Raw genomic sequence first — 21448 nt, 5'->3', positions numbered from 1 at the left:
TTCCCGAACTCAGAAGTGAAACCTCTTAGCGCTGATGGTAGTGTGGGGTTACCCATGTGAGAGTAAGTCATCGCCAGCTCATTATTCGAAAACACCCCCTTCAAAGCGAAGGGGGTGTTTTTTTATGCCGGGAAAAGATATAGTCTGAAATCATTCATAAAATAATTATAAACTCTTGATGTACAGAAAATTTTATCCGAACTACTTACTGTTAAATTTAGTCTTATCGCTGATTCTGATCGGTGTGGTCATGTATCCACAGCATTTGTTATTTAATTATTGGGTTGCAGGTTTGCATTGGTTTATAGGTATTGTGCTGATGCATATTTTGATTATTCGATTGCCTATTTTTAAGCAGTTTTATATCAATCGAAATAAATTGAAAAATGTGGTAATTCAAACATCAAAATATAATCAGGCAGAACATAAAGCTGCGCGTGTGATGTCAGCATTGGTGGTCTTTGTAGTGGTTTGTTTGGTTTTATATGGATTGAATCTGACTCAATTTTATATCGAATATGCTTTTATCGCAGGGTTTTCTGCAGGGAATATGAGTGGTTACTATACTCCCTGAGACATTTATAGACTAAGCTTGATTGAGCTGTCGTCTCGCATGTTTCAGTGCTGTTCTTAACCCTTCTTCTAAAGTTGGATGATAGAAAGGTTTATCCAAAATTTCATGTATGCTTAGTTCTTCTGAAATCATCCAAGCTAGCAAATGTGCTAAATGTTCAGCTTCTGCACAGAATAGCTCAGCACCTAATTTAGTCTTATCGCTGATTCTGATCGGTGTGGTCATGTATCCACAGCATTTGTTATTTAATTATTGGGTTGCAGGTTTGCATTGGTTTATAGGTATTGTGCTGATGCATATTTTGATTATTCGATTGCCTATTTTTAAGCAGTTTTATATCAATCGAAATAAATTGAAAAATGTGGTAATTCAAACATCAAAATATAATCAGGCAGAACATAAAGCTGCGCGTGTGATGTCAGCATTGGTGGTCTTTGTAGTGGTTTGTTTGGTTTTATATGGATTGAATCTGACTCAATTTTATATCGAATATGCTTTTATCGCAGGGTTTTCTGCAGGGAATATGAGTGGTTACTATACTCCCTGAGACATTTATAGACTAAGCTTGATTGAGCTGTCGTCTCGCATGTTTCAGTGCTGTTCTTAACCCTTCTTCTAAAGTTGGATGATAGAAAGGTTTATCCAAAATTTCATGTATGCTTAGTTCTTCTGAAATCATCCAAGCTAGCAAATGTGCTAAATGTTCAGCTTCTGCACAGAATAGCTCAGCTCCTAATAGTGTATGGTTAATTGTATCCACATATACTTCGGCAGCCCCTTTATTTTTAGCAGCAACAATCGCACGACCTTGTTTTTCGTAAGAAACGAAACCAATGACGAATTCTGTGTTTTTATCTTGTAGTTGCTTATAGCTTTGACCAATAGTTGCCATTTGTGGTGTAGAAAATAAGATGCCTAAAGGGGTTAGCGTCTTGATGGATTTAATTTGTGGAAAGTTTAAACAGTTTTGTACTGTAAATTTACCTTCATGAGCTGCTTCGTGTTGGATAGGGGTATTGGTATGTGCATCACCGACTATAAAAATTGGATAATCAGCTAGTTGCTTTGTATGCGGATTTATCGGTAAATTTTTAATATCTTTAAATTCTGCACTTATACGTTCTAAACCTAAGGTATTTAATAATGTACGTCTGCCAGTTGCAGCTAAAACATAGTCAACTTGTAGCGACTTTTGTACGTTTTCTTCAGTATAGGTTAAATGAACTAGATCGCCTTCAAGAGAGTAATGTTCAGGTAAAATTTCAAACTTTAGCTTTAATTCTTTACTTAACTCTTCCTGTGCGAGCTTTTGTAATATGGGGCTAGTCAATGAGCCAATTTTTCGACTACGTGCAAAAACAGTAGTGTTTACATTGAGGCGTGTTAAAGCCTGAGCCAATTCTAAAGCGATCACGCCACTTCCAATAACTGCGACAGATTTTGGTAGTTGTTCTAACTCAAATATTTGATCGGACGTAATTAATTTATCGCCTAATATTTGTTTTTGTTCAGTATCTATAGCAGGCGTTGTACCTACTGCAAGGATAAATGACTTGGCTTGATATGTTTGGTTATTTACTTGAATTGTATTTGAATTAATAAATTCAGCTTTTCCTGAAATTTTATGTTGGCTTGGCCAACTTTCAACATCTTTTAAAGTGGCTCGTGTAAAACGATCACGTAAAGTTTGAACATGTTGCATGACGCTAGAGGTATCAATTTCACTTTTGACATCAAGGCCTAAATTATCTGCATTTCCAATTTCGTGCATACGGTTGGCAGTAGAGATGAGTATTTTACTTGGCATGCAACCGACCCGTGCACAGGTGGTGTCCCAAGGACCATCATTAATGATAAGAATATTCTGTGTTTTTTTGATTGCTTCTTTATAGGCTGAAATGCCTGCTGTTCCTGCACCGATAATGATGATGTCGTACATTTGCTAAATTTCATTTTAAATAATTATAATTAAATATATAAAAAAACCCTCAGTCTAGAGGGTTTAATTGCATTTCTTTACACTTAAAATTTAAGACCAGAAGGTAATGTTAAACTTGTACTTACAGTTCCTGCATTATTAGTAGATGAACCTTTGAATGTAATTCCATTAATAGCATGTTCAAAACTAAGGCTCCCACTTGTAGCTTGCTTAAATTTCAAAATGTTTGTCCCTGTTAATTTAATGCTTCCAGTAAATGTCTGGCTATTTAAATTAGAGGCTTCATTCTCAACTCGAGTACCATCAATTGTTGTGATGCTGGGTAAAATTAGTTCTTATTCTCCTGAAGCTTTCACACGATAACTTGCTGAACTTGTGGTACCTGGTGTTGAGTTTAATACGAATGAAATTGGTTCTGCAAAAGGAATATTTGGGTTATCGTTAATTAATACATTAAATCCTGATCCAGATTGAATATTGTATAAATCTCCATCGAGAGAAGAGAGATCTTTGTAAATACTAATTGCACCTGTTGTAACTTCACGTTCAATATCTTCACCAGTTGACGGATCCGTAACTATTGCTGTTGTGGTAATTTTATAGTCGCTTGTATTACCATTTATTAAAACAAACCTTTTTTGTTGAGTTTGTTGTATTCCCCAAGACTGTTGAAATGGATAAGCAAATGCACCAGTAATAGTTACATCATGGAAATTTTTATCTCCATTTTCATTTTCAAATACGTAAATGCGAGTATTTGATTCATATTCTTCTAAGTTTGGTGTCACTTCATCATGCTGTAATTTGATGTTTTTTAGATCATTAGCTGTAATGTCGAAATCCCAGTTGTCATAACCCGGTAAGATATCTTTAATATCTTCGCCAATAAAAACATAACATGCTCTATAGTCAGTCTTACTTAAATAGAAACATTTATCTCTGTAGTGATAGGTATTTTAAATGAGTTTAAATTTATTTTCCTAATATCTAAACTTAATTGTAATGGGCCTTGCGCAAATGTATCCATTGAATGATCAATATAGCCTTTTGCTGTTGATGCATCGTTAGGATCATAATTACCGAATAAATATTGCCCTTCACGTTTTAGAATATCTAACTGTGCTTTTGCAATTTCAGTTGGGGTTGTTGTACCACCATTGTTATTATTATTGTTTTGATTAGAAGAATCTGTTCCTTCGTTATTAAAATATCCATCACCACCACCACAAGCTGTAAGTATAGTGGCTAAAGTAAGTACAAGTGTCCCTTAAACGAATTTCATGAAGTACCCCAAAATAGTTATTTATGTATAGAAAAAGTTATATTGCGTAAAGATACCACACATAAAAAATGGCGCAAATAGCGCCATCTTTATATTCGTCATTTTATAGTGCAGTCCCGACACTTACACCAACGGTTGGACGTACATTCATAGAATTACACCCTGTTAGCAACAACGTTGTAAATAAAACGGTAAACACGAATTTATTCATTGAGCAAACCTTGAGCCTTAGCTTGATTGAAAAGAGCTGTCGAACGAGAGCCGCTGCGACAAATCATCAAAATGGGTTTAGGAAGCTCATTATAGTATTTGGCAAATTCCTTCACGTCTTTTTGAGAAATTTTACCGCTTTGCACTGGTTGATACACAACACTCACATGAGATTTTTCAGCAATCCCTCTTAACTGTAAAACAGTCACTTCATTGCCTGTCTCATTATCTGGTCGATTCACAATTACAGATTTAAATTTAAGTTGTTTGAGTAAACTTGAAAACTTATCTGTGGTCATTTGCCCAGAGACACTTAAATTTGCATTCAAGGGCTGACTGCTATTATCAGCAAATGTGGGTGCCGAAAAGATGCATGTTGCGATCAATAAAGCTTTTTGAATGAAAGCCTTAGTCATCCAAAAGATCCATCTGTTTTGCTAGTTGATATAGGTTATTTGAACGATTACCTGTACGGCAGAACATTAGAATTGGCTTTGGCAATTCATTAAAATGATTAGCAAAGTTACGGACATCTAGCTCAGAAATTTGACCTGCAACAACAGGTTGATGAACATAGTCTAAACCAGCGCTACGTGCTGCTTCTTCAATTTGAGCACTGGTTGGTTGCTCCGGACCACCTTCCATGTCAGGGCGGTTATTGATAATCGATTTAAAGCCTTTTTCAACCACTTGCGCTACATGTTCTGGGCCGATTTGACCTGCAAAACCAACATTTTCGCTCATTGAGTCACTCCATAATTTAATTCATAGATTTATGCTTTATGATAGCATTAAGCACAAACTTGAGCAGAATGTTCTTAAATTTTTATAAGCGATTACAACCATAAAATAACGCAATGGAGCGCGTATGCACGCCTATACAGTCGAACCACTGTATGTCAAAAGCGGACAAGATGTTATAGCTGCTGACTTTTATCGTCCAAAATCTGTTGAAAAACCTGCAGTCATTCTCATGGCGCATGGTTTGGCTGCGTTACGCCAATTTAAATTAGTGCAATATGCCAAGCGCTTTGTACAAGCGGGCTATGCTGTCGTATTGTTTGATTATCGCTATTGGGGTGGCAGTACGGGGCGTCCGAGAGAATTAGTGAACCTTAAAGCTCAACTTGAAGATTGGCGGACCATGATCGATCATTTACAGCAGCGTAAATCGATTGATTCAAGGCGCATTGTATTATGGGGAACATCGCTGAGTGGTGGCTATGTACTCAGTTTGGCGGCAGAGCTTAAAAATATTAAAGCGGTGATGGTACAAGTTCCATTTGTCGATGGCGCTGAAAGTGCAAAATTGTATCCCTTACAGCAATTACCCAAAGCGTTAAAATTATCGAGTCAGGACTATATGGGCTCTAAAGTTGGGATGAGCCCAACGACTTTACCCGTAGTTGATCCGCATCGATTGTGTTTTTTACAGTCTGAAGACAGTTATGCGGGCTATTTATCGATTGTAAATCCTGATTTTTATTGGAGTGGCGAAATTCCGGCTCGGGCCTTTTTTAAGTTAATCCGTTATCGCCCAATATTGGATGTCCGTAAAATTAGCATACCAGTACTTTTTATTGCAGCCAAAGAAGATAGTTTGATTCCCATCGAATCAAGCCGAGAAACTGCGACCAATATTGCACCGTATGTGCAGTATTATGAGTGGGAAATGCAACATTTTGATATTTATCACGGGCAATGGTTTGAAAAAGCCATGGCAACCCAATTAGAATTTTTACATCAACATGTTGGAGTCAGCTAAATGATCGTTGTGTGTCCTGAATGTGGTGCAAAAAACCGTGTACCTGAAGAAAAACTCGAAGTTGGACCTGCATGTGGTCAATGTCACCAAGCATTGATTCCATTGGCTCCCATCGAGTTGAATGAAAAGAACTTTGCAAATTTTATTAGCAATAGTGATTTACCTGTGCTGATCGATTTATGGGCTGAATGGTGTGGACCATGTAAGATGATGGCGCCACACTTTGCACAAGTTGCAAAATCAAATCCGAAGGTGGTTTTTGCCAAAATTGATACCGAAGCAAACCCTAGATTGAGCGGTGCATTTAATGTTCGTAGTATTCCTACACTGGTTTTGATGAATAAAACCAACGAAATTGCTAGAATAAGTGGTGCAATGCGTGCTGGTGAGTTACAACAATGGCTCAACCAGCAGTTAAATCTACCTCAATAAATGTCAGCGCCAGGAGCTAAAGTGTCAGAAACTCATGTAAAACCTGAAGGAACGCTTTCCCTACAAACCATCGCGATGCCTGCAGACACCAACTGGAGTGGTGATGTTTTCGGTGGTTGGATCGTGTCACAAATGGACTTGGCCGGTGCAATTCACGCAGAGCGTTTCAGTCAAGGACGCTGTGCAACGATTTCAATTAACCAAATGACCTTCCTCGTTCCAGTGAAAGTCGGGGATGTCATCAGTGTATATACCAAAATTTTAAAAGTGGGTAATACCTCTATCCAAATGCAGATTGAAGTTTGGGATAGTCACGACAGTTCACGTGATCCAATTCGCGTAACCGAAGGTGTATTTACATTTGTCGCTGTCGATGTGAAAGGTGCTAAGCGTCAAATTCCTGCGGATGCAAAAGCTAAATTTGCTGCAGATCAAGCTTAATTAAAGTTAGACGCAAAAAAAAAAGCCGCTCAATCGAGTGGCTTTTTTATGAATAGTGACTGAGAAATTAGAACATTGTATTTGAATTGGCACTGGTTTCAGGAATGCTCTGTTGCACATCCCAATGTTCGACGATCTTGCCATTTTCAACACGGAAGATATCAATAATGGCTTCTCCACGGTCTTGCTTATTTTGCGTAGAATGCACATGTAAATAGACCAAATCACCTTCGGCAGCGGCACGTTTGATCTGGTTTTTTGCTTCAGGATTTTGTTTAAAATACTGGATGAAATAATCGACAAAAGGCGCTTTGCCATCAGGTACATGCGGATTATGTTGAATATATTGATTGCCAATATATCGGTCAGCATATGTCTTAACTTGATGTTTAAGAAAGACACCTTCATAAAAATCAATCACGATTTTCTTATTTTCCGCTGCTTGGCTGGTTTGAATATTGCTATCAGCCGCTTGATTTGAAGTCGTTGGCGTTGCAGGAATTGTGCTTTGGCAAGCAGTTAAAAACACCGCCATGCTGATGAATGAAAGGGGAATGATTTTTTTCATAAAGTGCTCAATATATTTGTGTCGTGCAAGCATATTGAGCGGAATTACGGCGTATAAATAGTAAAAAACAGTCTTGATTTTGCTGAAATTTGGTAAAGCTTATACTTACCTAAAAGTAAGTTTTATTTACATTTATTTATTTTTCAGAGCGGATTTTGCCACCCACGCCCAAAGCATTTCACATTGAATCGGTGCTTCACCAGATTCATCGGTGACTAAGACCTGTACTAAGGTTTCACCTTTTTCTGTGCTTTGCATTTGTCGTTGCTGTTCGGGTGTAAGCGTTGCGATGGCTTTCATCCCACCTTGGGTTGGACGTTTAAAATCAACTTTGAAGCTTTTAATCAGGACAATGGCACTGTCTGGGACGTTCATTGCTGTGACAAAGCCTGTGGCTGTTTCTGCGATCAGCGCCATGGCACAGGCATGTACTTGCCCGATGTGGTTTTGCATCGCCTTATGATTGGCGATGCTCACCTCAACACGCTCAGGGCTGACATGTTGATATTGGATCTTAGCTGTTCCAACCATGGGCACGACACGACCAAAAGCTCGACTGAGCAAACGACTTTGAATACCTTTGGGTAATTTAGAGCTTGCTTTGACCAGTTTATTTAGACGATTTGGACGTGCCATATTGACCTCAATGGCAGTTGTGCTGCCTTAATCTTTAAAGTTGTTAAATTGAAGCGGCACACCAAACTGTTGCTCTTTTAAGAACGCCATCACTTGTTGCAAAGTGTCACGTTTCTTGTCAGTCACACGAATTTTGTCGCCTTGAATAGAAGATTGCACTTTAATGCCGCTTTCTTTAATGGCTTTATTGATTTTTTTTGCAGTATCAGAGTCAAGACCATCTTTTAGTTTGATCACTTGAATAACGTTTTTACCAGAAGCTGTCATTTTTTGTGGATCCAATGCTTGAATGTCTACTTTACGTTTGAAGAAATGATTTTCGAGCATGGTATACACTTGCTCACATTGGAAATCGCTTTCTGTTGAGATTTTGATTTCCTTATTTTTCTCATTTAACTCAATTGAAACGTCTTGGCCACGGAAGTCAAAACGCGTCGCTATTTCTTTTTGCGTGTTTTGAACTGCATGATTTACTTCAAAAACTTCTAATTCGGAAACAATATCAAAAGAAGGCATAGATTAGACCTTTACAAAGGGAAAGAATATCTGAGATGCTAGGGATGTTTTCTTCATTTGCCAAGTGTTGTTTACATCAAAAGGAGTGTGCAATGATCCGTAAACAAGAAATTACAACATTTGAGTTCCCAGAAGACTCGATTATCTGGGATGTTCGCGATGCAAGTGCGTATGCTGAAGCACATGTGAAAGGTGCGGTTAACCGACCGATCAACGCATTGTCATCAGATGCACTGACTCAGGTGTCAACGGATCAACCCATTTACATTTTATGTGGTGGTGGAAGTAAAGCTCCACGTGCAGCAGAGTTACTAGAGGGTTTTGACAGCTCACGTGAATATGTAATATTAATGGGCGGCACGCGTGCTGCTCGTGATGCCGGTCTTCCTTTGGAACAAGGGAAATGAGATCGAATCAAAAAAAGCGCCGAAAGGCGCTTTTTTATTGCAGGTTATTTTTTTGAGGTGGAGATGACGGCATCTGACCCTGAAAATAAGGCTTCTTAGTTTTTTGTTTGGCTTTGGCGCGTCGTATAAAACGTGCTGCATGAATTTTATCGAGTAGCTGTGTTGGAATAGGGCAGGCTTCTTTTAAGACCAACGCGGCAATGATTTCACTACAGAGCGGGGCATACAGGAAACCTTTAGAACCGAGTCCACTACAGCTATAAATTTGCTGATCTTCATGGACTGCACCAATTACTGGGAAAAAGTCTTTTGTCTGTGCGCGAATTGCGGCACGTCCTTGCCATTGCTCAATCGGTGCTAAGGTTTTGGCAAAGTCAGGGAACACACTGTGGATAAGTTCATAGTTATGCACATGATCTTCTGTGAGAACGTCGGTGTCATCACGGCCGGGATAAAATGACGCGCCCATAATCATCTGTTCGGCATCCAGTTGCATACAATAGCCCCCATAACTATAGGCGGTACGCATATCCATTTGTTGAGCGGGATTGTTCAACCAACTGACTTGTCCACGAATGGCACGCAGTTCTGGATAATCTGTTTGTAGCTGCATGCTCTCACGTGCAGCACAGAGAATGACATGCTCGGCAGATGGAAGCTGCTGATCCTGTGTAAATAGCGCAACGCCATTGTGTTGCTGCTCAATGCGTTGAATATCTGCTTGTAACAACTCAATGTGTGAATGCGCCAAGATTTGGTCACGAAGCTGATGTGGACTGACTGCGCCTGCTTGTTTGAGGAGCAGGGTTGGATATGTTGAGGCTAATTGATTTAGCGTGCCTTCTTCAGCCGCTAATACCTCTGCAGGATAACTTTGAGCTAAATCAAGGTGTTCTGCTTTATTTTTTAAAATAGATTGGTGAATCTGTAAGGGACGAAATGCCTTGAAGTTTTGATAATGCTTGAGCGCATATAACCAACTCAAGGTCATCAAATGTTCAGCACTTTGTTCAATTGGACAGAGTTTAGGGTTGAGTAGGGCAAGAGGATTACCCGATCCACCGCTGAGTGGTGCTGATTTCTCGTAAATACGCACTTGATGCCCGCGTTGAGCAAATGCCCAAGCACAGCTCAAACCAGCTATGCCAGCGCCAATAATCGCAATTTGACGGGGCTTATGACCTACAGTGATTTCAGAATTTTTTTTTTCGTCTAAAGTGGGTATGTCAGCAACTACGGATTGATCATCTAACTTTTCAGGTGCGAGCCAAAAAGCTTTGAGCATTTCACGCTTATGAGCAAAGCCACGAGGTCGTGTAATGGTAATACCATGCTCACGTAAGCCGCGTTTCAGTACACCTGCCACACTAAATGAGGAGAAGGTCGTCCCAATGTCTGATAGACGCACGATATTTTTGAGTACGTTTTCTTCCCACATGTCAGGATTACAGGCGGGTGCAAAACCGTCCAAGAACCATGCATTGACCGTAGCAGTTTTTGCCATGACGGGAAAAACGTCGTGTGCATCGCCTAACCAAAGATCAATTGAAAAACGTTCTTCTGGAAAATTGAGTCGATGACATCCCGCAATAGGTTCAGGATATTGCGCAATCAGTTGCTGTGCCAAAGGTTGTAATTCAGGCCATGCATTTAATGCACGAATGAGGTCTACTTTAGATAAAGGGAATTTTTCTACAGAAATGGCATGCAGATGACTGTGATTATCTGGACGAACCTGTTGCCATAATTGCCACAAGGCCAAAATATTTAAGCCTGTACCAAAACCTGTTTCGCCGACACTGAAATATTCAAAATCAGTCAGTGCCGCAAGGCGAGTGTCGAGGTCATTCCCTTTTAAAAACACATGACGTGTTTCGAGTAGGCCGTTATCCTTCGAAAAATACACATCACCAAACTGTTTAGACACTGGAATATCAATGCCATCGATCATTTGCCAATCGAGATCGGCAGTCTGAATTGCACCTGACAAAACTCAAGCACCCTTTAAATTGAAGTAGAAAAACGAATTACCATTGACGACGACGTTTGGTATAGACGTAACTGGCCAACAAGAAACCTAAAATCACGCCAACACCAAGTGTGGTCCCGCCATATAAAAACATCTGCGCGCTACGTTCACTTTGTAGCACTTGTACTTGTACGCCCAAGCTATCATTTTTAAGTTGTAATTCTTGGTTTTGCGCCAAGGCTTCAAGGTTAGCTTTTTCTAACTGTTGTAAGCGTACAGATTGGTCTTTGACCATCGCTTTGACTTTGGCATCTTGTAGCGCTTTATTTTTTGCCAATTGCTCAATGGTCAATGGATTTGCATCTTGAGGTTGACCATTAGGATTGACGGTTGCCGCCACTTTAATGATGCCCGGTTTATTGGCAGGAATGGTATGCGGCACAGGATTTGGAGGAGGTGTTGCAGTCGTTGCTTGAGCAGCAGGGGCTACAGCAGGTGCAGGAGCCGGTTCTTCAGCCCATGCAGTTGAACAAATTAAAGATAAGCCCAGTAAACTAGAAACAACGACGCGCATGAACCTTATCCTTTAGGAAATGCTTTGTTAAATGGTTTGACATCAATTTGGCCATAAATCCCTTCTTTGAGGAAAGGTTCATCTGCCAACCATTGGTCTAAGTCTTCACGACTATCAAAATCGACAATGATCGTACTGCCATAAAAACCAGCTTGTGGGTTTGCCGGATCTTTAGGCATCGCACCTGCAACAATCAGACGACCTTCATCATCAAGTTTTTGTAGACGTTCAAGATGTTGAGGACGAACCGCAAGGCGCTTTTCTACTGTACCTTCATTATCTGTACAGCTTACGACGAATAATGGCATGACTTTTCCTGATTTTTGACCGAATGGATTATTCTGAGGTCTTAAAGTATTTACGTAATACAATAAACTGAATAATGATAAAGGAAAACATCACGATCATGTCACCAAAAGCAGTGAATTCACCCCAATATTTTCCGTCTGCAAACAAATAAGCGAAAAAGGTGTGTAAACATGACATCACCACGAACATTGCAGCCCATGCATAGTTCAATCGTTTCCAACCGACAGCGGTTAAATTTAAGACTGGACCAAATAAACGTTCGATGAGCGGTTTCTTATCTTTACTAAACAGTGGAGAAAGTAAAAACGCCCCTGCAAAAACTAAGTTCAGTAAAACGGCTTTTAAGCGAATATAAAAATCATCACTTAACATCAGGGTAATACCACCAAAAATCACGGTCATGAACAACACAATCCATTGTTGTTTATCTAGACGGAATTTTTGCATGACAAACAATGCACCATAAACCACAAGCATGGAAATGATGAGACCTGATGTTGCCACAAGAATGTTATTGTTATCGACACCCCCAGCAGAACCAATCAATTGTAATAATGGGTGCTGTGTATCTTTTGGATCTACAGTTTTATATAAATAAAAGAAAATAATGAGTGGCACAAAGTCTAAAAGTGCTTTCATGTTAGAGTATCTAAATCTGATCAAATAAATGACATAGTATAGAGATGCAAGGCGTAGATTTACATACACACAGTAATATTTCTGATGGTACTTTGTCACCAGAGGCTCTGGTGCAGGCTGCAAGTGCTATTGGAATTCATACGCTGGCTTTGACTGATCACGATACGATGGACGGTTTGTTGGCTGCAGAGCAGGTTGCGCATGAATTAAAGCTGCAATTAATCTCTGGTGTGGAGATTTCTAGCCAGTGGTCGAGACCTGCGACCAAAAAAAGTTATGGTGTGCATATCGTCGCTTTAAATATGCAAAATCCTGCGCCCTTACAAGCCTTATTGATGGATCAAAAGCGTATTCGAGCGGAACGTGCTCGGCAGATTTGTGACTTACTGATACCGTTAATTGGTCAAGATATTTATAGCGATGTGATTGCCAAGGTTGACCATATACCAGATCGGGTTACACGTACGCATATTGCCAAAACTTTGGTGGAAAAGGGGGTAGTTTCACGTCCACAACAAGCTTTTGATAAATATATTAAAGAAGGTAAAAAAGCTTTTGTAAAATTTGAAGGTCCGAGTCTTGCTGAAACCATTGAGGTGATTCATGCCAGTGGTGGCTTTGCAGTGTTGGCGCATCCAACGCGTTATGATTTATCTGCGACCAATATTCGTTATTTGATTGAAATCTTTGCTGAAGCGGGCGGTGATGCAGTGGAATTACCACCGGCAATTGAGCCATTATCGACTCGTCAAATGGTGGATCGTATGATTGCTGCCTTTAACTTAAAAGTTTCTGTTGGGAGTGATTTTCATGGTGATAATATGCCATGGATTAAACTCGGCAACATCCCTCGAGTGAAAGAAGGGCAAGTTGGAATCTGGGAGAGCTTTGCTTAAATGCTCTCACTTACATATCTTCGATATACCAAAAAAGTGTACGACAAAGCTATGTAAGCGAGGGTTTAGACCCATTGATCAATTACAGTAAATTGTGATCTTTGGCTTGAATCGGTGGTGGGGTGGGTTTTCCTAAAGTCCCCAGTAATTCAATTTCAATAGTACGCACCATCGAGTCCAAAGGAAGGTCATTACTTTGTGTACCAAAGGGCTCTTCAATCTCTGAACTCAGCGCATCTAAGCCTAAAAAGGTATAGGCCAAAATCCCCACTAAAAGGGGAGTCGCTAGACCTAAAGTAGACCCCAAGCTAAAGGGTAAGACAAAACAGAAAAAATAAACGGTTCGATTCAGCAAGACCGAATAAGCAAACGGTAATGGCGTAGTGGCAATACGGTCACAGCCGGTTTGTACGGTACTGAGTTCCATCACATGCTGATTCATCTGGGTATAAATAATATCTGAAATTTCACCATCTTTGAGCGCCTGCATCAGCTCCCATTGAATCAAACTCAATGTGTACTGCGGTGCATTGGCTTGTTGGTATAACTGAGTGATGGCATTCGCGCTCATGCCGCTGGTTTCAACTAGTTCAGTGGGGTTGGCGGTTTGATGGCGGAGTCGGTCACGCAAAACATTGGCAAACACAATCACATGTTGGATCACACGTTCACGACGGCCTTGACTGAGTAAACGGCAGTCACGGTCAAAATGGCGTGCATTGGCAATCAAAATGCCCCATAAACGCCGAGCTTCCCACCAACGGTCATAGCAAGCTGAATTTTTAAAGCCTAAAAAAATCGACAGCACGACACCAATTAGGGTAAAGCCGACCAAAGGAAATTCGGTAAAATGGAAGATATCGACATAGGATAAGCCGCCCACAATGGCAGACAGCAACATAACGATCCCGAGCGGTGGTAAAACCTTAGGTAAAATCGTTCCTCGCCAAGAAAATAGCAGTTTAAAAATACTCGGTTGGTCACGGACGATCATGTTCGAATGATAATTTCTAGTTTTAAAAAATTATGATGATCTTCGGGTTTGCTCAAGCGCTTGTCAATAACTGTTTCATGCAGATAAGTGTGCTTGGAGCAAGCCATGTTCAGCAAAGGAAAAACTCCCTTCTGTTGAGATAATACAATGATCGATCAGTCGAATTTCCACCAGCTGACAAGCCTGCTGAATAAGTCGAGTCAATTCCAGATCGGCAGCAGAGGGTTCTGCACGACCGAAAGGATGATTATGTGCAATGACAATACTGCTGGCGTGTTCAGAAATGGCATAACGCAGCAGTTGATTGATGGAAATTTCACAGGTATTGAGGCTGCCATAAAAAAGTTTTTTAAAGTTTATTTTTCTTAAATGCGCATCTAGACAAAGCACGCCAAAGACTTCTTGACGTTCCGATAAAAATTCAAAGCGAAGAAAATTTTGTAATTGTTCAGAATGTTGCAATTCTAAGGCTTCATTTTGAAAATGTTGACTCACATAGCGTTTGCCGAGTTCTTTTACTGCCATGAGCTGCGCATATTTACTGTTTCCAATGCCATGAAACTGGCGTAAATCCTCAAGTGAAGCATCCATCAGTGCTTGCAACTGGCCAAAATGTTGGATCAGGAGTCGTGCGAGCTCGACAGCAGAATGCTGCTGGGAACCAGAGCGTAGGAAAATAGCCAGTAACTCAGCATCGGATAAACTTTGTGCGCCTTGTTGAATCAGGCGCTCACGTGGGCGCTCTTGTTCAGGCCAATTTTTAATTGAATTATTCATTATTCTTAGACTTTTTTATTATCAGTCAATCGGCTTTTTCACAGCAGATTCTTGGGTCAGTGCATATTTAATGCTATTGTGAGCGCCACTGCAACAGATAGGTAGCCTGTTCGTGAGCTTTGATTTAAGTGTAATGCCCACAAAAAATATTCTTTTAGGTGTCACTGGTGGTATCGCAGCCTATAAAAGTGCCATTCTTGTCCGTCGGTTAAAAGATGCCGGATTTGATGTGCGCGTGGTGATGACTCAAGGTGCGCAAGCCTTTGTGACCCCGCTAACGTTTCAGGCGCTTTCAGGCAACCCTGTACATACCGAATTACTCAATCCTGAAGCAGAAGCGGGCATGGGGCATATTGAATTGGCACGTTGGGCTGATTTGGTGTTGGTTGCTCCTGCAAGTTGCGACACGCTGGCAAAATTTGCGGCGGGTTTAGCAGATGATCTTCTTTCGACACTTTATCTTGCTACAAAAGCACCCGTCTGGGTTGCCCCTGCGATGAATCAGCAAATGTGGGCAGCCAAAGCGACACAGCGTAATTTAAATACACTGGTTGAAGATGGCGTACATGTGATTATGCCCGATGCCGGTTCTCAAGCCTGTGGAGATGTAGGCTTAGGACGTATGCCTGAGCCAGAAGATTTGGCGGATCAAGTGACGGCCTATTTTCATCAAGCACAGCGAGCCATTGCTGAAAAATTTGGCATGCTTGCAGGCAAACATGTGGCGATTACAGCTGGTCCTACACGTGAGTCGATAGATCCTGTACGTTATATTTCTAACCACAGCACAGGTAAAATGGGGTTCGCACTGGCAGCGGCTTGTTATGCGGCTGGTGCTAAAGTAACGCTGATCGCAGGACCTGTCAGTTTAGATACACCAAATGGTGTGCGACGGATTAATGTGCAGTCTGCAATTAAAATGTTAGAGACCAGTCTGCAAATGTTGGATGAAGGCTGTGATATTTTTATCGCAACAGCAGCTGTTGCCGATTATCGCGTGGCAGAAGTTGCAGAGCATAAAATCAAAAAAGCTGGTGATGAACTCAATGTGGCATTAATTAAAAACCCAGATATCGTTGCAACAATTGCGCAGCAGTCAAAACGTCCATTTATGGTTGGATTTGCTGCCGAGACACGCAATGTCGAGGAGTATGCTGCAGGCAAACTTGTGGCGAAAAAACTCGATATGATCGCTTGCAATGATGTCTCACGTAAAGATATTGGTTTTGCTTCTGATGAAAACGCCATGACCGTGTTCTTCGCAGATCAATATCAAATGGAAAAGCGTGATTTAGAGAAAGCGTCAAAACAAGAAATTGCACAGCAATTGGTGGAAGCTATACATGATGCGCTACATCATGAGCCTGAAACGGATGATGAATAATTTCAGTTGATTCCTCAAAATCCCCGCAATGTTCGGGGATTTTTTATGGCGCTTTTATGATGTTTTGTTTAAGGCTCTATATTGGATAAATTACGATGGGTTCAGTTTCATGTTGAAAATTTGAAGGCTAGGAAACCACTACCAAAATGGTCATTTTCAACAAAAATATGTCAGCAAAAGACCAAGGCTGTCAGTGTTTTAAAACATCAAAAATGCAATTTAAGTGATTGATATCAAAATTAAATATAAAATTGAGAAATCTTGATAATTTGGCTTGTACTGTGTGTTTTATTAGCTATTATGAAGCAAACAATGAGGAATGTTTGGATCGGAATCTGTGATCGGTCTGACTTTTTCATCAAGAATAAATGCATCATGGGGGATGCAATATGTTTCGATGGCTCACCATTTTTTTACTGTTGAGTTTGGCTGGTTGTAGTTATTTTGTCTCGACAGATGAATTATCTCGGCAGATTGAGCAGCAGATGCAGCACGAGTTTGATCAGAATCCAGATTATCGGCAGTACCATTTACGGATTCAAAATATAAAAGTATTAGAGCGTAAGGTATTAAGCTTTAAGGCTCAGGCGACGTTGCAATACGATGGTCAGCCTTACACTGTTTTGGTTGAGATTTACAAAGATTTGCAAGGTTATGCATGGAAAATAGATGAAGAACAATTTGCCTTCATTGACGAAGCTGAAATTGCAAAATATCAGGCGCAGTTAGATCAAGAGTTGAATCATTTGGTTGAAGAATTGGAACAACCAACCGAGGAAATTGAACCTGTTACATCGACGCCTGAGAGTTACGTGGGTTTGCGTGAGGAAGAAGATCCATCCGATTATCAATGGACTGGCTATGATGATGAACCTTTTCCCAAAGGGAACATTACGGTCAATAGTCATTGAGTGATGATTCTGATTGCTTAGATGATTTAGCTGAGTTGTGACGATGTTGCCAAACACGTACTTGGTGAGGCATGAAAATAAAAAAGCCCGCAAAATAGCGGGCTTTTACTTTTACAGAATTAATCTTCTAAAACGACTTTAGGATGATCACGTAAATAGTCTTCTGTACGTTGCATTGCATCTTTAATATTTTGGATGGCATTTTCCACATCGGCAAAGGTTTTGGCATTGCCACCACTTAAAGCCTGACGCCATTTTCGAGCACCTGGTAGATTTTGGAATAAACCTAAAATATGACGGGTAATGATAGAAAGCGGCGCACCTTCTTCCATGCGTTTAGCAATATATGGCAGCATCTGCTCGATAATATCGAAACGGTTGGGTAGTTCGAGATCCCAAAGCTGACCGATCTCAGCCAATAAGTATGGGTTGTGATAAGCCTCACGGCCAATCATCACGCCATCAACATGTTGTAAATGTTGCTGTGTTTCAGCAAAGGTTTTCACCCCACCATTAATTTCGATCAATAAATTTGGACGTTCTTGTTTCAGACGATAAACATCTTCATAACGTAAAGGTGGTACATCACGGTTTTCTTTTGGTGACAAACCTTGCAGCAGGGCAATACGCGCATGCACGATAAAATTGTCACAGCCAGTCTTTGCAACCGTATCAACAAAATGCAGCATTTCTTCATAAGACTGCATGTCATCAATCCCGATGCGGTGTTTCACGGTCACTGGAATATCAACAGCATTTCGCATTTCAGTAATACATTCTGCAACCAAATCAGGCTCTGCCATCAAGCATGCGCCAATTTTATTGTTCTGAACGCGGTCACTCGGACAGCCGACATTGAGGTTCACTTCATCATAACCCCAGTCCTGTGCCATCTTGGTACAGGTTGCTAAATCTTTAGGATTTGAACCGCCAAGCTGTAACACAATCGGGTGTTCTTCGTTGTTATAGTCCAAATGACGATTCGCACCACCAAATAAAATCGCACCTGTGGTGACCATCTCGGTGTAGAGAATCACATTAGGGTTAAACAAACGTGCAAAGAAACGATAGTCACGAGTCGTCCAATCCATCATTGGCGCAACACTGATTCGTGGTTGAAGTTTATTTTCAATGGGTTGGAGATCAGTCATTAAAAAAACACGCCTTAAAAGAACAAGATGGAAGAACGAAATGGAAAATGGTGAAGAAATACCAAAAGCTGTCTGAAATACGATGAAAAAAACCGCATTTCAAGACGCGCGCAATATTAGCATAAATTGTGGTTTGGGGCATGGTCTTGCTAGCGTGACATATTCAAGGTCAGGCTAGAAAAAGTCGGAAGTGTGGCTTAAGTAATTTAAATTTTTATGTGATTAATCTATAATTTTATAAACTTTATTGTATGGTTTCTCAGCAGATTTAACTGCCTGCCTTTATGTCTTTATTTTCCCAATATCTATTGCAACGCCAGTTTTGTATCTCGTTTGAATATCTAACGACGCAAAAAACGCATCTGGTCCCAACGACATTTGCAGGCTTTCCTGTGTGCATGACATTAGCTGACCGAGTACAAAGTGACACGGATATTGCTCCTTTAGAAGCAATGCAAGACTACCCTCAAAGCATTGAAAAAATTCTGCATTATTCGGGGAAAGGTCGAGATATCTCAGATTTTCAAACTTTTCTGAAAGATGCTCAGCAGCACGGGGTAGAGAATTTACTTTTACTCAGTGGCGATAAACTCAAGCAGCATCAGGATGGGGCAAATGATCCGACTCTACGGAGCCGTTATTTAGAGTCGGTCAATCAAGTCATGGCAGCCAAAGACTATGGCGGGTTTTATTTAGGGGTAGCATTTAATCCTTTTAAATATGCAGAAGCAGAAAAGGATGCGCAGTTTTTTAAACTGGATAAAAAAATTCAAGCTGGCGCAGACTATGTGATTACACAGTTGGGCTTTGACATGGATGTGTTGAGCAGTTACCAACACTATATGCAGCAATACTATCCACATGTACCTGTATTGGCGTGTGTCATGCCGCTGACCTTTACCCGTGCCCGCTTTATGGCCAAGCAAAAAGTCGCAGGCATCGTGCTTTCAGCAGATGTATTAAATTTTTTGCAACAAGAACAGCAAACTGACGCCATACAAGCTGAACAAAATGTTTATGCTCGCTGTGCCTTACAAATTTTAATGTGTCAGCATTTGGGCTATGCAGGGGTTCATTTATCGGCCTGTCATAAAGCGGAAGAACAAGAGAAGTTGCAAAAAGCAATTTTGCAATTTGCGACATTAACGTATGAACAGTGTTTAGCAAAATGGAAAATGCTTTGGCGCTCAAGTGTTGAGGTGAACTTCCAACCGACGGGAGTAAATAACCATAAGGCTCCAGTTGAACAGGTTTTGAAATATAAAAGTATGCATGTCATGCATGAGTTATTTTTTAGTTCAAAACTGGCCAAAGGGGCGGGATCTTATATTTTTTCGGCCAAATTATGGCAAAAACCGAAAGCTGATGCGGCCTTGCTGAAAACAGAATTTATTAGTAAACATGGTATCGTGGGCTGTGAAAGTTGTGGACAATGTCGTTTAGGCGAAACCTTATATATTTGTCCTGAAACCTGTCCCAAAGGATTAGCCAATGGACCCTGTGGTGGCTCAAGCCTTGACCGCTGTGAGTTTGAAGACCGTGAGTGTATACACTCGGTCAAAGCGCGGTTGGCGAAAGCCGTCGGTCAAGAAAAAATGCTGAAGCAAGAGCTCATCCCTACCGTTGCAATTGAAACTCGGCACAGTAGTTCTTGGAAAAACTGGTTCGTTCCACCGACATCGCCACCAACAGAACATTGATTCACTTAAAGCATTATTCAGTCTGAAACTTTATAAATGTGAATCTTTCAGGCGCTAATCATTCTAAAAATCAGACGAATAGTCGTATAAAAAAATGAAAAAGATGAAAGAAACAATTAAGATCAACAGCAGATGAAAATCAAAAATTAAAAATAGAAATGTGAAGAATTTGGGGAATACCACATGATGAAAAAGACCTGCTTAGGAATAGCGTTAGTTTTTACATTGTCAGGCACAACAGGCTGTTCAGTTGTCATGGCAAGCAAGCAGCCAAACAAGAAAAATACCGAAATGATTCAACAAGGGCTATCTCGTAACTTGGTGATTGCTGAATTTGGTGCACCAATCACCTCTGAATATAAAAATGGCAAACGACATGAAATTTATACTTTTACCCAAGGTTATTCGACTGCCAGTAAAGTCGGACGTGCATTTTGGCATGGTGCTGCAGATGTGGCGACCGTGGGGTTATGGGAACTTTTAGGAACACCTGCCGAATCCGTTTTTAATGGAAAGAAAATGTCCTATGAATTGATTTTTGATAAAAATGATCTGTTAGAACGTTATACCTATCTTACACAAGATGAAACCAAATAGTTGAATACAGAGATATTTTGATTGCATGCTGGTAAGCAATTGCGCTAAGTTCAAATGGTAGAAAAATAAACGAATTATCCATTGGAATTTAGCAGGCATGATGCTACTTGAAGAAATATTCAAAAGTAAAAAGTCGGAACATACCGACCAATTTAATTTACGCATTCATCGAGGTTTAAGTTGGCTGAAAAAGTCGATTGATCTTCAAGATGACCTCGATTTGCAATTTATCAGTTTGTGGGTGTCCTTCAACGCAATATATGCGCAAGACTTACAGATTGCGCAGGACAAGCAAAGCTTAAGACAGTTTTTATATGTGATTTGCCAACAGGATGCAGAGCATAAAATCTATAATATTTTATGGGAGCGTTTTAGCCAGCCGATACGGTTATTTTTAGATAATCCCTATGTTTATCAAGGTTTTTGTGATTATCAAAATCAAAAAATTAGCCATGACGCATGCAAAGAGGGCCTGGCGCATGAAAAACAGAAAGTACTACGCGCGCTTAAAGAAAAAGATTCCGTTGATATTTTAATGGTGCTGTTCAATCGCATGTATACGCTACGCAATCAAATGGTTCATGGCGGCGCGACCTATAAAAGTTCGGTCAATCGGAAACAGCTTCAAGACGGCTGCACAATACTGTTGGCACTCTTACCGGTGTTTATGGTGATTCTTTTGGAAAATGCAGAAACCTTGGATTTAGGCAAACCCTTTTATCCTGTGGTGCAGGTCAGTTAATTTGCAAAAATAAAGCCACAGTAATGTGGCTTTAT

25 protein-coding genes and 2 pseudogenes are annotated in these 21448 nt (G+C 40.4%); 12 read left to right on the top strand and 15 right to left on the bottom strand.

The window, feature by feature from the left end; all coding sequences use genetic code 11:
* The first annotated feature begins 178 nt into the window (after nucleotides 1-178).
* On the top strand, nucleotides 179-574 hold the full coding sequence (locus FTU34_RS14090) for a hypothetical protein (protein ID WP_180008967.1): 396 nt from the start codon (nucleotides 179-181) through the stop codon (nucleotides 572-574).
* A 12-nt stretch (nucleotides 575-586) separates the two neighbouring features.
* Here FTU34_RS14090 and FTU34_RS14085 read toward each other — a convergent pair.
* Nucleotides 587-763 (bottom strand): annotated as a pseudogene (locus FTU34_RS14085) (dihydrolipoyl dehydrogenase); the annotation flags it as partial.
* Nucleotides 764-797: 34 nt separating this feature from the next.
* On the opposite strand from FTU34_RS14085, the gene FTU34_RS14080 reads away from it, so the two are divergent.
* Nucleotides 798-1121: a hypothetical protein gene (locus FTU34_RS14080; RefSeq protein WP_257226299.1), complete on the top strand. Its 324-nt coding sequence runs from the start codon at nucleotides 798-800 to the stop codon at nucleotides 1119-1121.
* A 12-nt stretch (nucleotides 1122-1133) separates the two neighbouring features.
* Here FTU34_RS14080 and FTU34_RS14075 read toward each other — a convergent pair whose 3' ends face one another.
* From FTU34_RS14075 to FTU34_RS14060, 4 genes and pseudogenes are all read right to left on the bottom strand, one after another.
* The gene (locus FTU34_RS14075) at nucleotides 1134-2513 is read right to left on the bottom strand and encodes a dihydrolipoyl dehydrogenase (RefSeq protein ID WP_180035985.1); all 1380 of its coding nucleotides are present in this window, start codon (nucleotides 2511-2513) and stop codon (nucleotides 1134-1136) included.
* An 83-nt stretch (nucleotides 2514-2596) separates the two neighbouring features.
* Nucleotides 2597-3753: pseudogene (locus tag FTU34_RS14070) on the bottom strand (hypothetical protein).
* Nucleotides 3754-3998: 245 nt separating this feature from the next.
* Entirely contained in the window at nucleotides 3999-4421 is a 423-nt protein-coding gene (locus FTU34_RS14065) for a beta-lactamase hydrolase domain-containing protein (RefSeq protein WP_180035984.1), read from the bottom strand.
* Nucleotides 4414-4749: a TIGR01244 family sulfur transferase gene (locus FTU34_RS14060; RefSeq protein WP_180035983.1), complete on the bottom strand. Its 336-nt coding sequence runs from the start codon at nucleotides 4747-4749 to the stop codon at nucleotides 4414-4416. Before FTU34_RS14060 ends, FTU34_RS14065 begins: the two co-directional genes overlap by 8 nt.
* A 124-nt stretch (nucleotides 4750-4873) precedes the next feature.
* Here FTU34_RS14060 and FTU34_RS14055 point away from each other — a divergent pair, with 124 nt between their 5' ends.
* The 3 genes from FTU34_RS14055 to FTU34_RS14045 are packed head-to-tail and all read left to right on the top strand — an operon-like array spanning nucleotide 4874 to nucleotide 6643.
* Entirely contained in the window at nucleotides 4874-5770 is an 897-nt protein-coding gene (locus tag FTU34_RS14055) for an alpha/beta hydrolase (RefSeq protein WP_078191320.1), read from the top strand.
* On the top strand, nucleotides 5771-6202 hold the full coding sequence (gene trxC / locus FTU34_RS14050) for a thioredoxin TrxC (RefSeq protein ID WP_078191319.1): 432 nt from the start codon (nucleotides 5771-5773) through the stop codon (nucleotides 6200-6202).
* Nucleotides 6203-6223: 21 nt separating this feature from the next.
* Nucleotides 6224-6643, top strand: coding sequence for an acyl-CoA thioesterase (locus FTU34_RS14045; RefSeq protein WP_078191328.1), 420 nt, complete (start codon nucleotides 6224-6226; stop codon nucleotides 6641-6643).
* A 67-nt stretch (nucleotides 6644-6710) separates the two neighbouring features.
* Here FTU34_RS14045 and FTU34_RS14040 read toward each other — a convergent pair whose 3' ends face one another.
* From FTU34_RS14040 to FTU34_RS14030, 3 genes are all read right to left on the bottom strand, one after another.
* Nucleotides 6711-7211, bottom strand: coding sequence for an ester cyclase (locus FTU34_RS14040; protein WP_180035982.1), 501 nt, complete (start codon nucleotides 7209-7211; stop codon nucleotides 6711-6713).
* A gap of 132 nt (nucleotides 7212-7343) precedes the next feature.
* Complete coding sequence (locus FTU34_RS14035; protein ID WP_180012065.1) at nucleotides 7344-7847, bottom strand: DUF4442 domain-containing protein; 504 nt, start codon at nucleotides 7845-7847, stop codon at nucleotides 7344-7346.
* 27 nt (nucleotides 7848-7874) lie between these two features.
* Nucleotides 7875-8363: a YajQ family cyclic di-GMP-binding protein gene (locus tag FTU34_RS14030; protein WP_078194203.1), complete on the bottom strand. Its 489-nt coding sequence runs from the start codon at nucleotides 8361-8363 to the stop codon at nucleotides 7875-7877.
* Between the two features lie 92 nt (nucleotides 8364-8455).
* Between FTU34_RS14030 and FTU34_RS14025 the strand changes: the two genes are divergently transcribed.
* A complete protein-coding gene (locus tag FTU34_RS14025) occupies nucleotides 8456-8770 on the top strand; it encodes a rhodanese-like domain-containing protein (protein ID WP_078194202.1) in 315 nt (104 codons plus the stop codon).
* 34 nt (nucleotides 8771-8804) lie between these two features.
* Here FTU34_RS14025 and mnmC read toward each other — a convergent pair whose 3' ends face one another.
* From mnmC to FTU34_RS14005, 4 genes are read right to left on the bottom strand one after another with little or no spacing between them, the layout of a single operon-like run.
* The gene (gene mnmC / locus FTU34_RS14020; RefSeq protein WP_180035981.1) at nucleotides 8805-10760 is read right to left on the bottom strand and encodes an FAD-dependent 5-carboxymethylaminomethyl-2-thiouridine(34) oxidoreductase MnmC; all 1956 of its coding nucleotides are present in this window, start codon (nucleotides 10758-10760) and stop codon (nucleotides 8805-8807) included.
* Nucleotides 10761-10797: 37 nt separating this feature from the next.
* Nucleotides 10798-11313 (bottom strand): hypothetical protein, encoded by a 516-nt coding sequence (locus FTU34_RS14015; RefSeq protein ID WP_078191313.1) that lies wholly within the window; start codon nucleotides 11311-11313, stop codon nucleotides 10798-10800.
* A 5-nt stretch (nucleotides 11314-11318) separates the two neighbouring features.
* Complete coding sequence (locus tag FTU34_RS14010) at nucleotides 11319-11621, bottom strand: YciI family protein (protein WP_180035980.1); 303 nt, start codon at nucleotides 11619-11621, stop codon at nucleotides 11319-11321.
* Between the two features lie 28 nt (nucleotides 11622-11649).
* The gene (locus tag FTU34_RS14005) at nucleotides 11650-12261 is read right to left on the bottom strand and encodes an inner membrane-spanning protein YciB (RefSeq protein WP_078191311.1); all 612 of its coding nucleotides are present in this window, start codon (nucleotides 12259-12261) and stop codon (nucleotides 11650-11652) included.
* Nucleotides 12262-12305: 44 nt separating this feature from the next.
* Between FTU34_RS14005 and FTU34_RS14000 the strand changes: the two genes are divergently transcribed.
* A complete protein-coding gene (locus FTU34_RS14000; protein WP_180008985.1) occupies nucleotides 12306-13157 on the top strand; it encodes a PHP domain-containing protein in 852 nt (283 codons plus the stop codon).
* Between the two features lie 82 nt (nucleotides 13158-13239).
* Here the strand turns inward: FTU34_RS14000 and FTU34_RS13995 are convergent, their stop codons facing one another.
* Both FTU34_RS13995 and radC read right to left on the bottom strand, forming a co-directional pair.
* Complete coding sequence (locus tag FTU34_RS13995) at nucleotides 13240-14151, bottom strand: bestrophin family protein (protein ID WP_078191309.1); 912 nt, start codon at nucleotides 14149-14151, stop codon at nucleotides 13240-13242.
* A 75-nt stretch (nucleotides 14152-14226) separates the two neighbouring features.
* Nucleotides 14227-14928: a DNA repair protein RadC gene (gene radC / locus FTU34_RS13990; RefSeq protein WP_180035979.1), complete on the bottom strand. Its 702-nt coding sequence runs from the start codon at nucleotides 14926-14928 to the stop codon at nucleotides 14227-14229.
* Between the two features lie 112 nt (nucleotides 14929-15040).
* On the opposite strand from radC, the gene coaBC reads away from it, so the two are divergent.
* Both coaBC and FTU34_RS13980 read left to right on the top strand, forming a co-directional pair.
* Nucleotides 15041-16312, top strand: a complete 1272-nt coding sequence (gene coaBC, locus FTU34_RS13985; protein WP_078191307.1) for a bifunctional phosphopantothenoylcysteine decarboxylase/phosphopantothenate--cysteine ligase CoaBC — start codon at nucleotides 15041-15043, stop codon at nucleotides 16310-16312.
* 389 nt (nucleotides 16313-16701) lie between these two features.
* Nucleotides 16702-17223, top strand: a complete 522-nt coding sequence (locus tag FTU34_RS13980) for a hypothetical protein (RefSeq protein WP_180035978.1) — start codon at nucleotides 16702-16704, stop codon at nucleotides 17221-17223.
* Between the two features lie 119 nt (nucleotides 17224-17342).
* On the opposite strand, the gene dusA is transcribed toward FTU34_RS13980, so the two are convergent.
* Nucleotides 17343-18374, bottom strand: coding sequence for a tRNA dihydrouridine(20/20a) synthase DusA (gene dusA, locus FTU34_RS13975; RefSeq protein WP_180035977.1), 1032 nt, complete (start codon nucleotides 18372-18374; stop codon nucleotides 17343-17345).
* Between the two features lie 284 nt (nucleotides 18375-18658).
* Here dusA and FTU34_RS13970 point away from each other — a divergent pair, with 284 nt between their 5' ends.
* The 3 genes from FTU34_RS13970 to FTU34_RS13960 all read left to right on the top strand — a co-directional run bounded on the left by FTU34_RS13970 (nucleotide 18659) and on the right by FTU34_RS13960 (nucleotide 21413).
* Nucleotides 18659-20074: a methylenetetrahydrofolate reductase C-terminal domain-containing protein gene (locus FTU34_RS13970; RefSeq protein ID WP_180035976.1), complete on the top strand. Its 1416-nt coding sequence runs from the start codon at nucleotides 18659-18661 to the stop codon at nucleotides 20072-20074.
* Nucleotides 20075-20260: 186 nt separating this feature from the next.
* Nucleotides 20261-20671: a hypothetical protein gene (locus FTU34_RS13965; RefSeq protein ID WP_180035986.1), complete on the top strand. Its 411-nt coding sequence runs from the start codon at nucleotides 20261-20263 to the stop codon at nucleotides 20669-20671.
* Nucleotides 20672-20768: 97 nt separating this feature from the next.
* Nucleotides 20769-21413, top strand: coding sequence for a HEPN domain-containing protein (locus FTU34_RS13960; protein ID WP_180035975.1), 645 nt, complete (start codon nucleotides 20769-20771; stop codon nucleotides 21411-21413).
* Nucleotides 21414-21448: the final 35 nt, after the last annotated feature.

Source organism: Acinetobacter sp. YH12094, from assembly GCF_013419295.1.
GTDB lineage: Bacteria > Pseudomonadota > Gammaproteobacteria > Pseudomonadales > Moraxellaceae > Acinetobacter > Acinetobacter amyesii.
The sequence above is the reverse complement of the archived record's forward strand: the minus strand, read 5'-3'. Positions and strand labels throughout refer to the sequence as shown.

Coding starts and splice junctions, on each gene's coding strand:
- FTU34_RS14005 (WP_078191311.1), bottom strand. CDS start 12,261: ATGAAAGCACTTTTAGACTTTGTGCCACTCATTATTTTCTTTTATTTA.
- FTU34_RS14025 (WP_078194202.1), top strand. CDS start 8,456: ATGATCCGTAAACAAGAAATTACAACATTTGAGTTCCCAGAAGACTCG.
- FTU34_RS13965 (WP_180035986.1), top strand. CDS start 20,261: ATGAAAAAGACCTGCTTAGGAATAGCGTTAGTTTTTACATTGTCAGGC.
- FTU34_RS14080 (WP_257226299.1), top strand. CDS start 798: ATGTATCCACAGCATTTGTTATTTAATTATTGGGTTGCAGGTTTGCAT.
- trxC (WP_078191319.1), top strand. CDS start 5,771: ATGATCGTTGTGTGTCCTGAATGTGGTGCAAAAAACCGTGTACCTGAA.
- FTU34_RS14060 (WP_180035983.1), bottom strand. CDS start 4,749: ATGAGCGAAAATGTTGGTTTTGCAGGTCAAATCGGCCCAGAACATGTA.
- FTU34_RS14040 (WP_180035982.1), bottom strand. CDS start 7,211: ATGAAAAAAATCATTCCCCTTTCATTCATCAGCATGGCGGTGTTTTTA.
- FTU34_RS14030 (WP_078194203.1), bottom strand. CDS start 8,363: ATGCCTTCTTTTGATATTGTTTCCGAATTAGAAGTTTTTGAAGTAAAT.
- FTU34_RS14090 (WP_180008967.1), top strand. CDS start 179: ATGTACAGAAAATTTTATCCGAACTACTTACTGTTAAATTTAGTCTTA.
- FTU34_RS13980 (WP_180035978.1), top strand. CDS start 16,702: ATGTTTCGATGGCTCACCATTTTTTTACTGTTGAGTTTGGCTGGTTGT.
- FTU34_RS14055 (WP_078191320.1), top strand. CDS start 4,874: ATGCACGCCTATACAGTCGAACCACTGTATGTCAAAAGCGGACAAGAT.
- FTU34_RS14010 (WP_180035980.1), bottom strand. CDS start 11,621: ATGCCATTATTCGTCGTAAGCTGTACAGATAATGAAGGTACAGTAGAA.
- FTU34_RS14015 (WP_078191313.1), bottom strand. CDS start 11,313: ATGCGCGTCGTTGTTTCTAGTTTACTGGGCTTATCTTTAATTTGTTCA.
- radC (WP_180035979.1), bottom strand. CDS start 14,928: ATGAATAATTCAATTAAAAATTGGCCTGAACAAGAGCGCCCACGTGAG.
- FTU34_RS14075 (WP_180035985.1), bottom strand. CDS start 2,513: ATGTACGACATCATCATTATCGGTGCAGGAACAGCAGGCATTTCAGCC.
- FTU34_RS14065 (WP_180035984.1), bottom strand. CDS start 4,421: ATGACTAAGGCTTTCATTCAAAAAGCTTTATTGATCGCAACATGCATC.
- FTU34_RS14035 (WP_180012065.1), bottom strand. CDS start 7,847: ATGGCACGTCCAAATCGTCTAAATAAACTGGTCAAAGCAAGCTCTAAA.
- FTU34_RS13970 (WP_180035976.1), top strand. CDS start 18,659: ATGTCTTTATTTTCCCAATATCTATTGCAACGCCAGTTTTGTATCTCG.
- FTU34_RS13995 (WP_078191309.1), bottom strand. CDS start 14,151: ATGATCGTCCGTGACCAACCGAGTATTTTTAAACTGCTATTTTCTTGG.
- FTU34_RS13960 (WP_180035975.1), top strand. CDS start 20,769: ATGATGCTACTTGAAGAAATATTCAAAAGTAAAAAGTCGGAACATACC.
- FTU34_RS14000 (WP_180008985.1), top strand. CDS start 12,306: ATGCAAGGCGTAGATTTACATACACACAGTAATATTTCTGATGGTACT.
- dusA (WP_180035977.1), bottom strand. CDS start 18,374: ATGACTGATCTCCAACCCATTGAAAATAAACTTCAACCACGAATCAGT.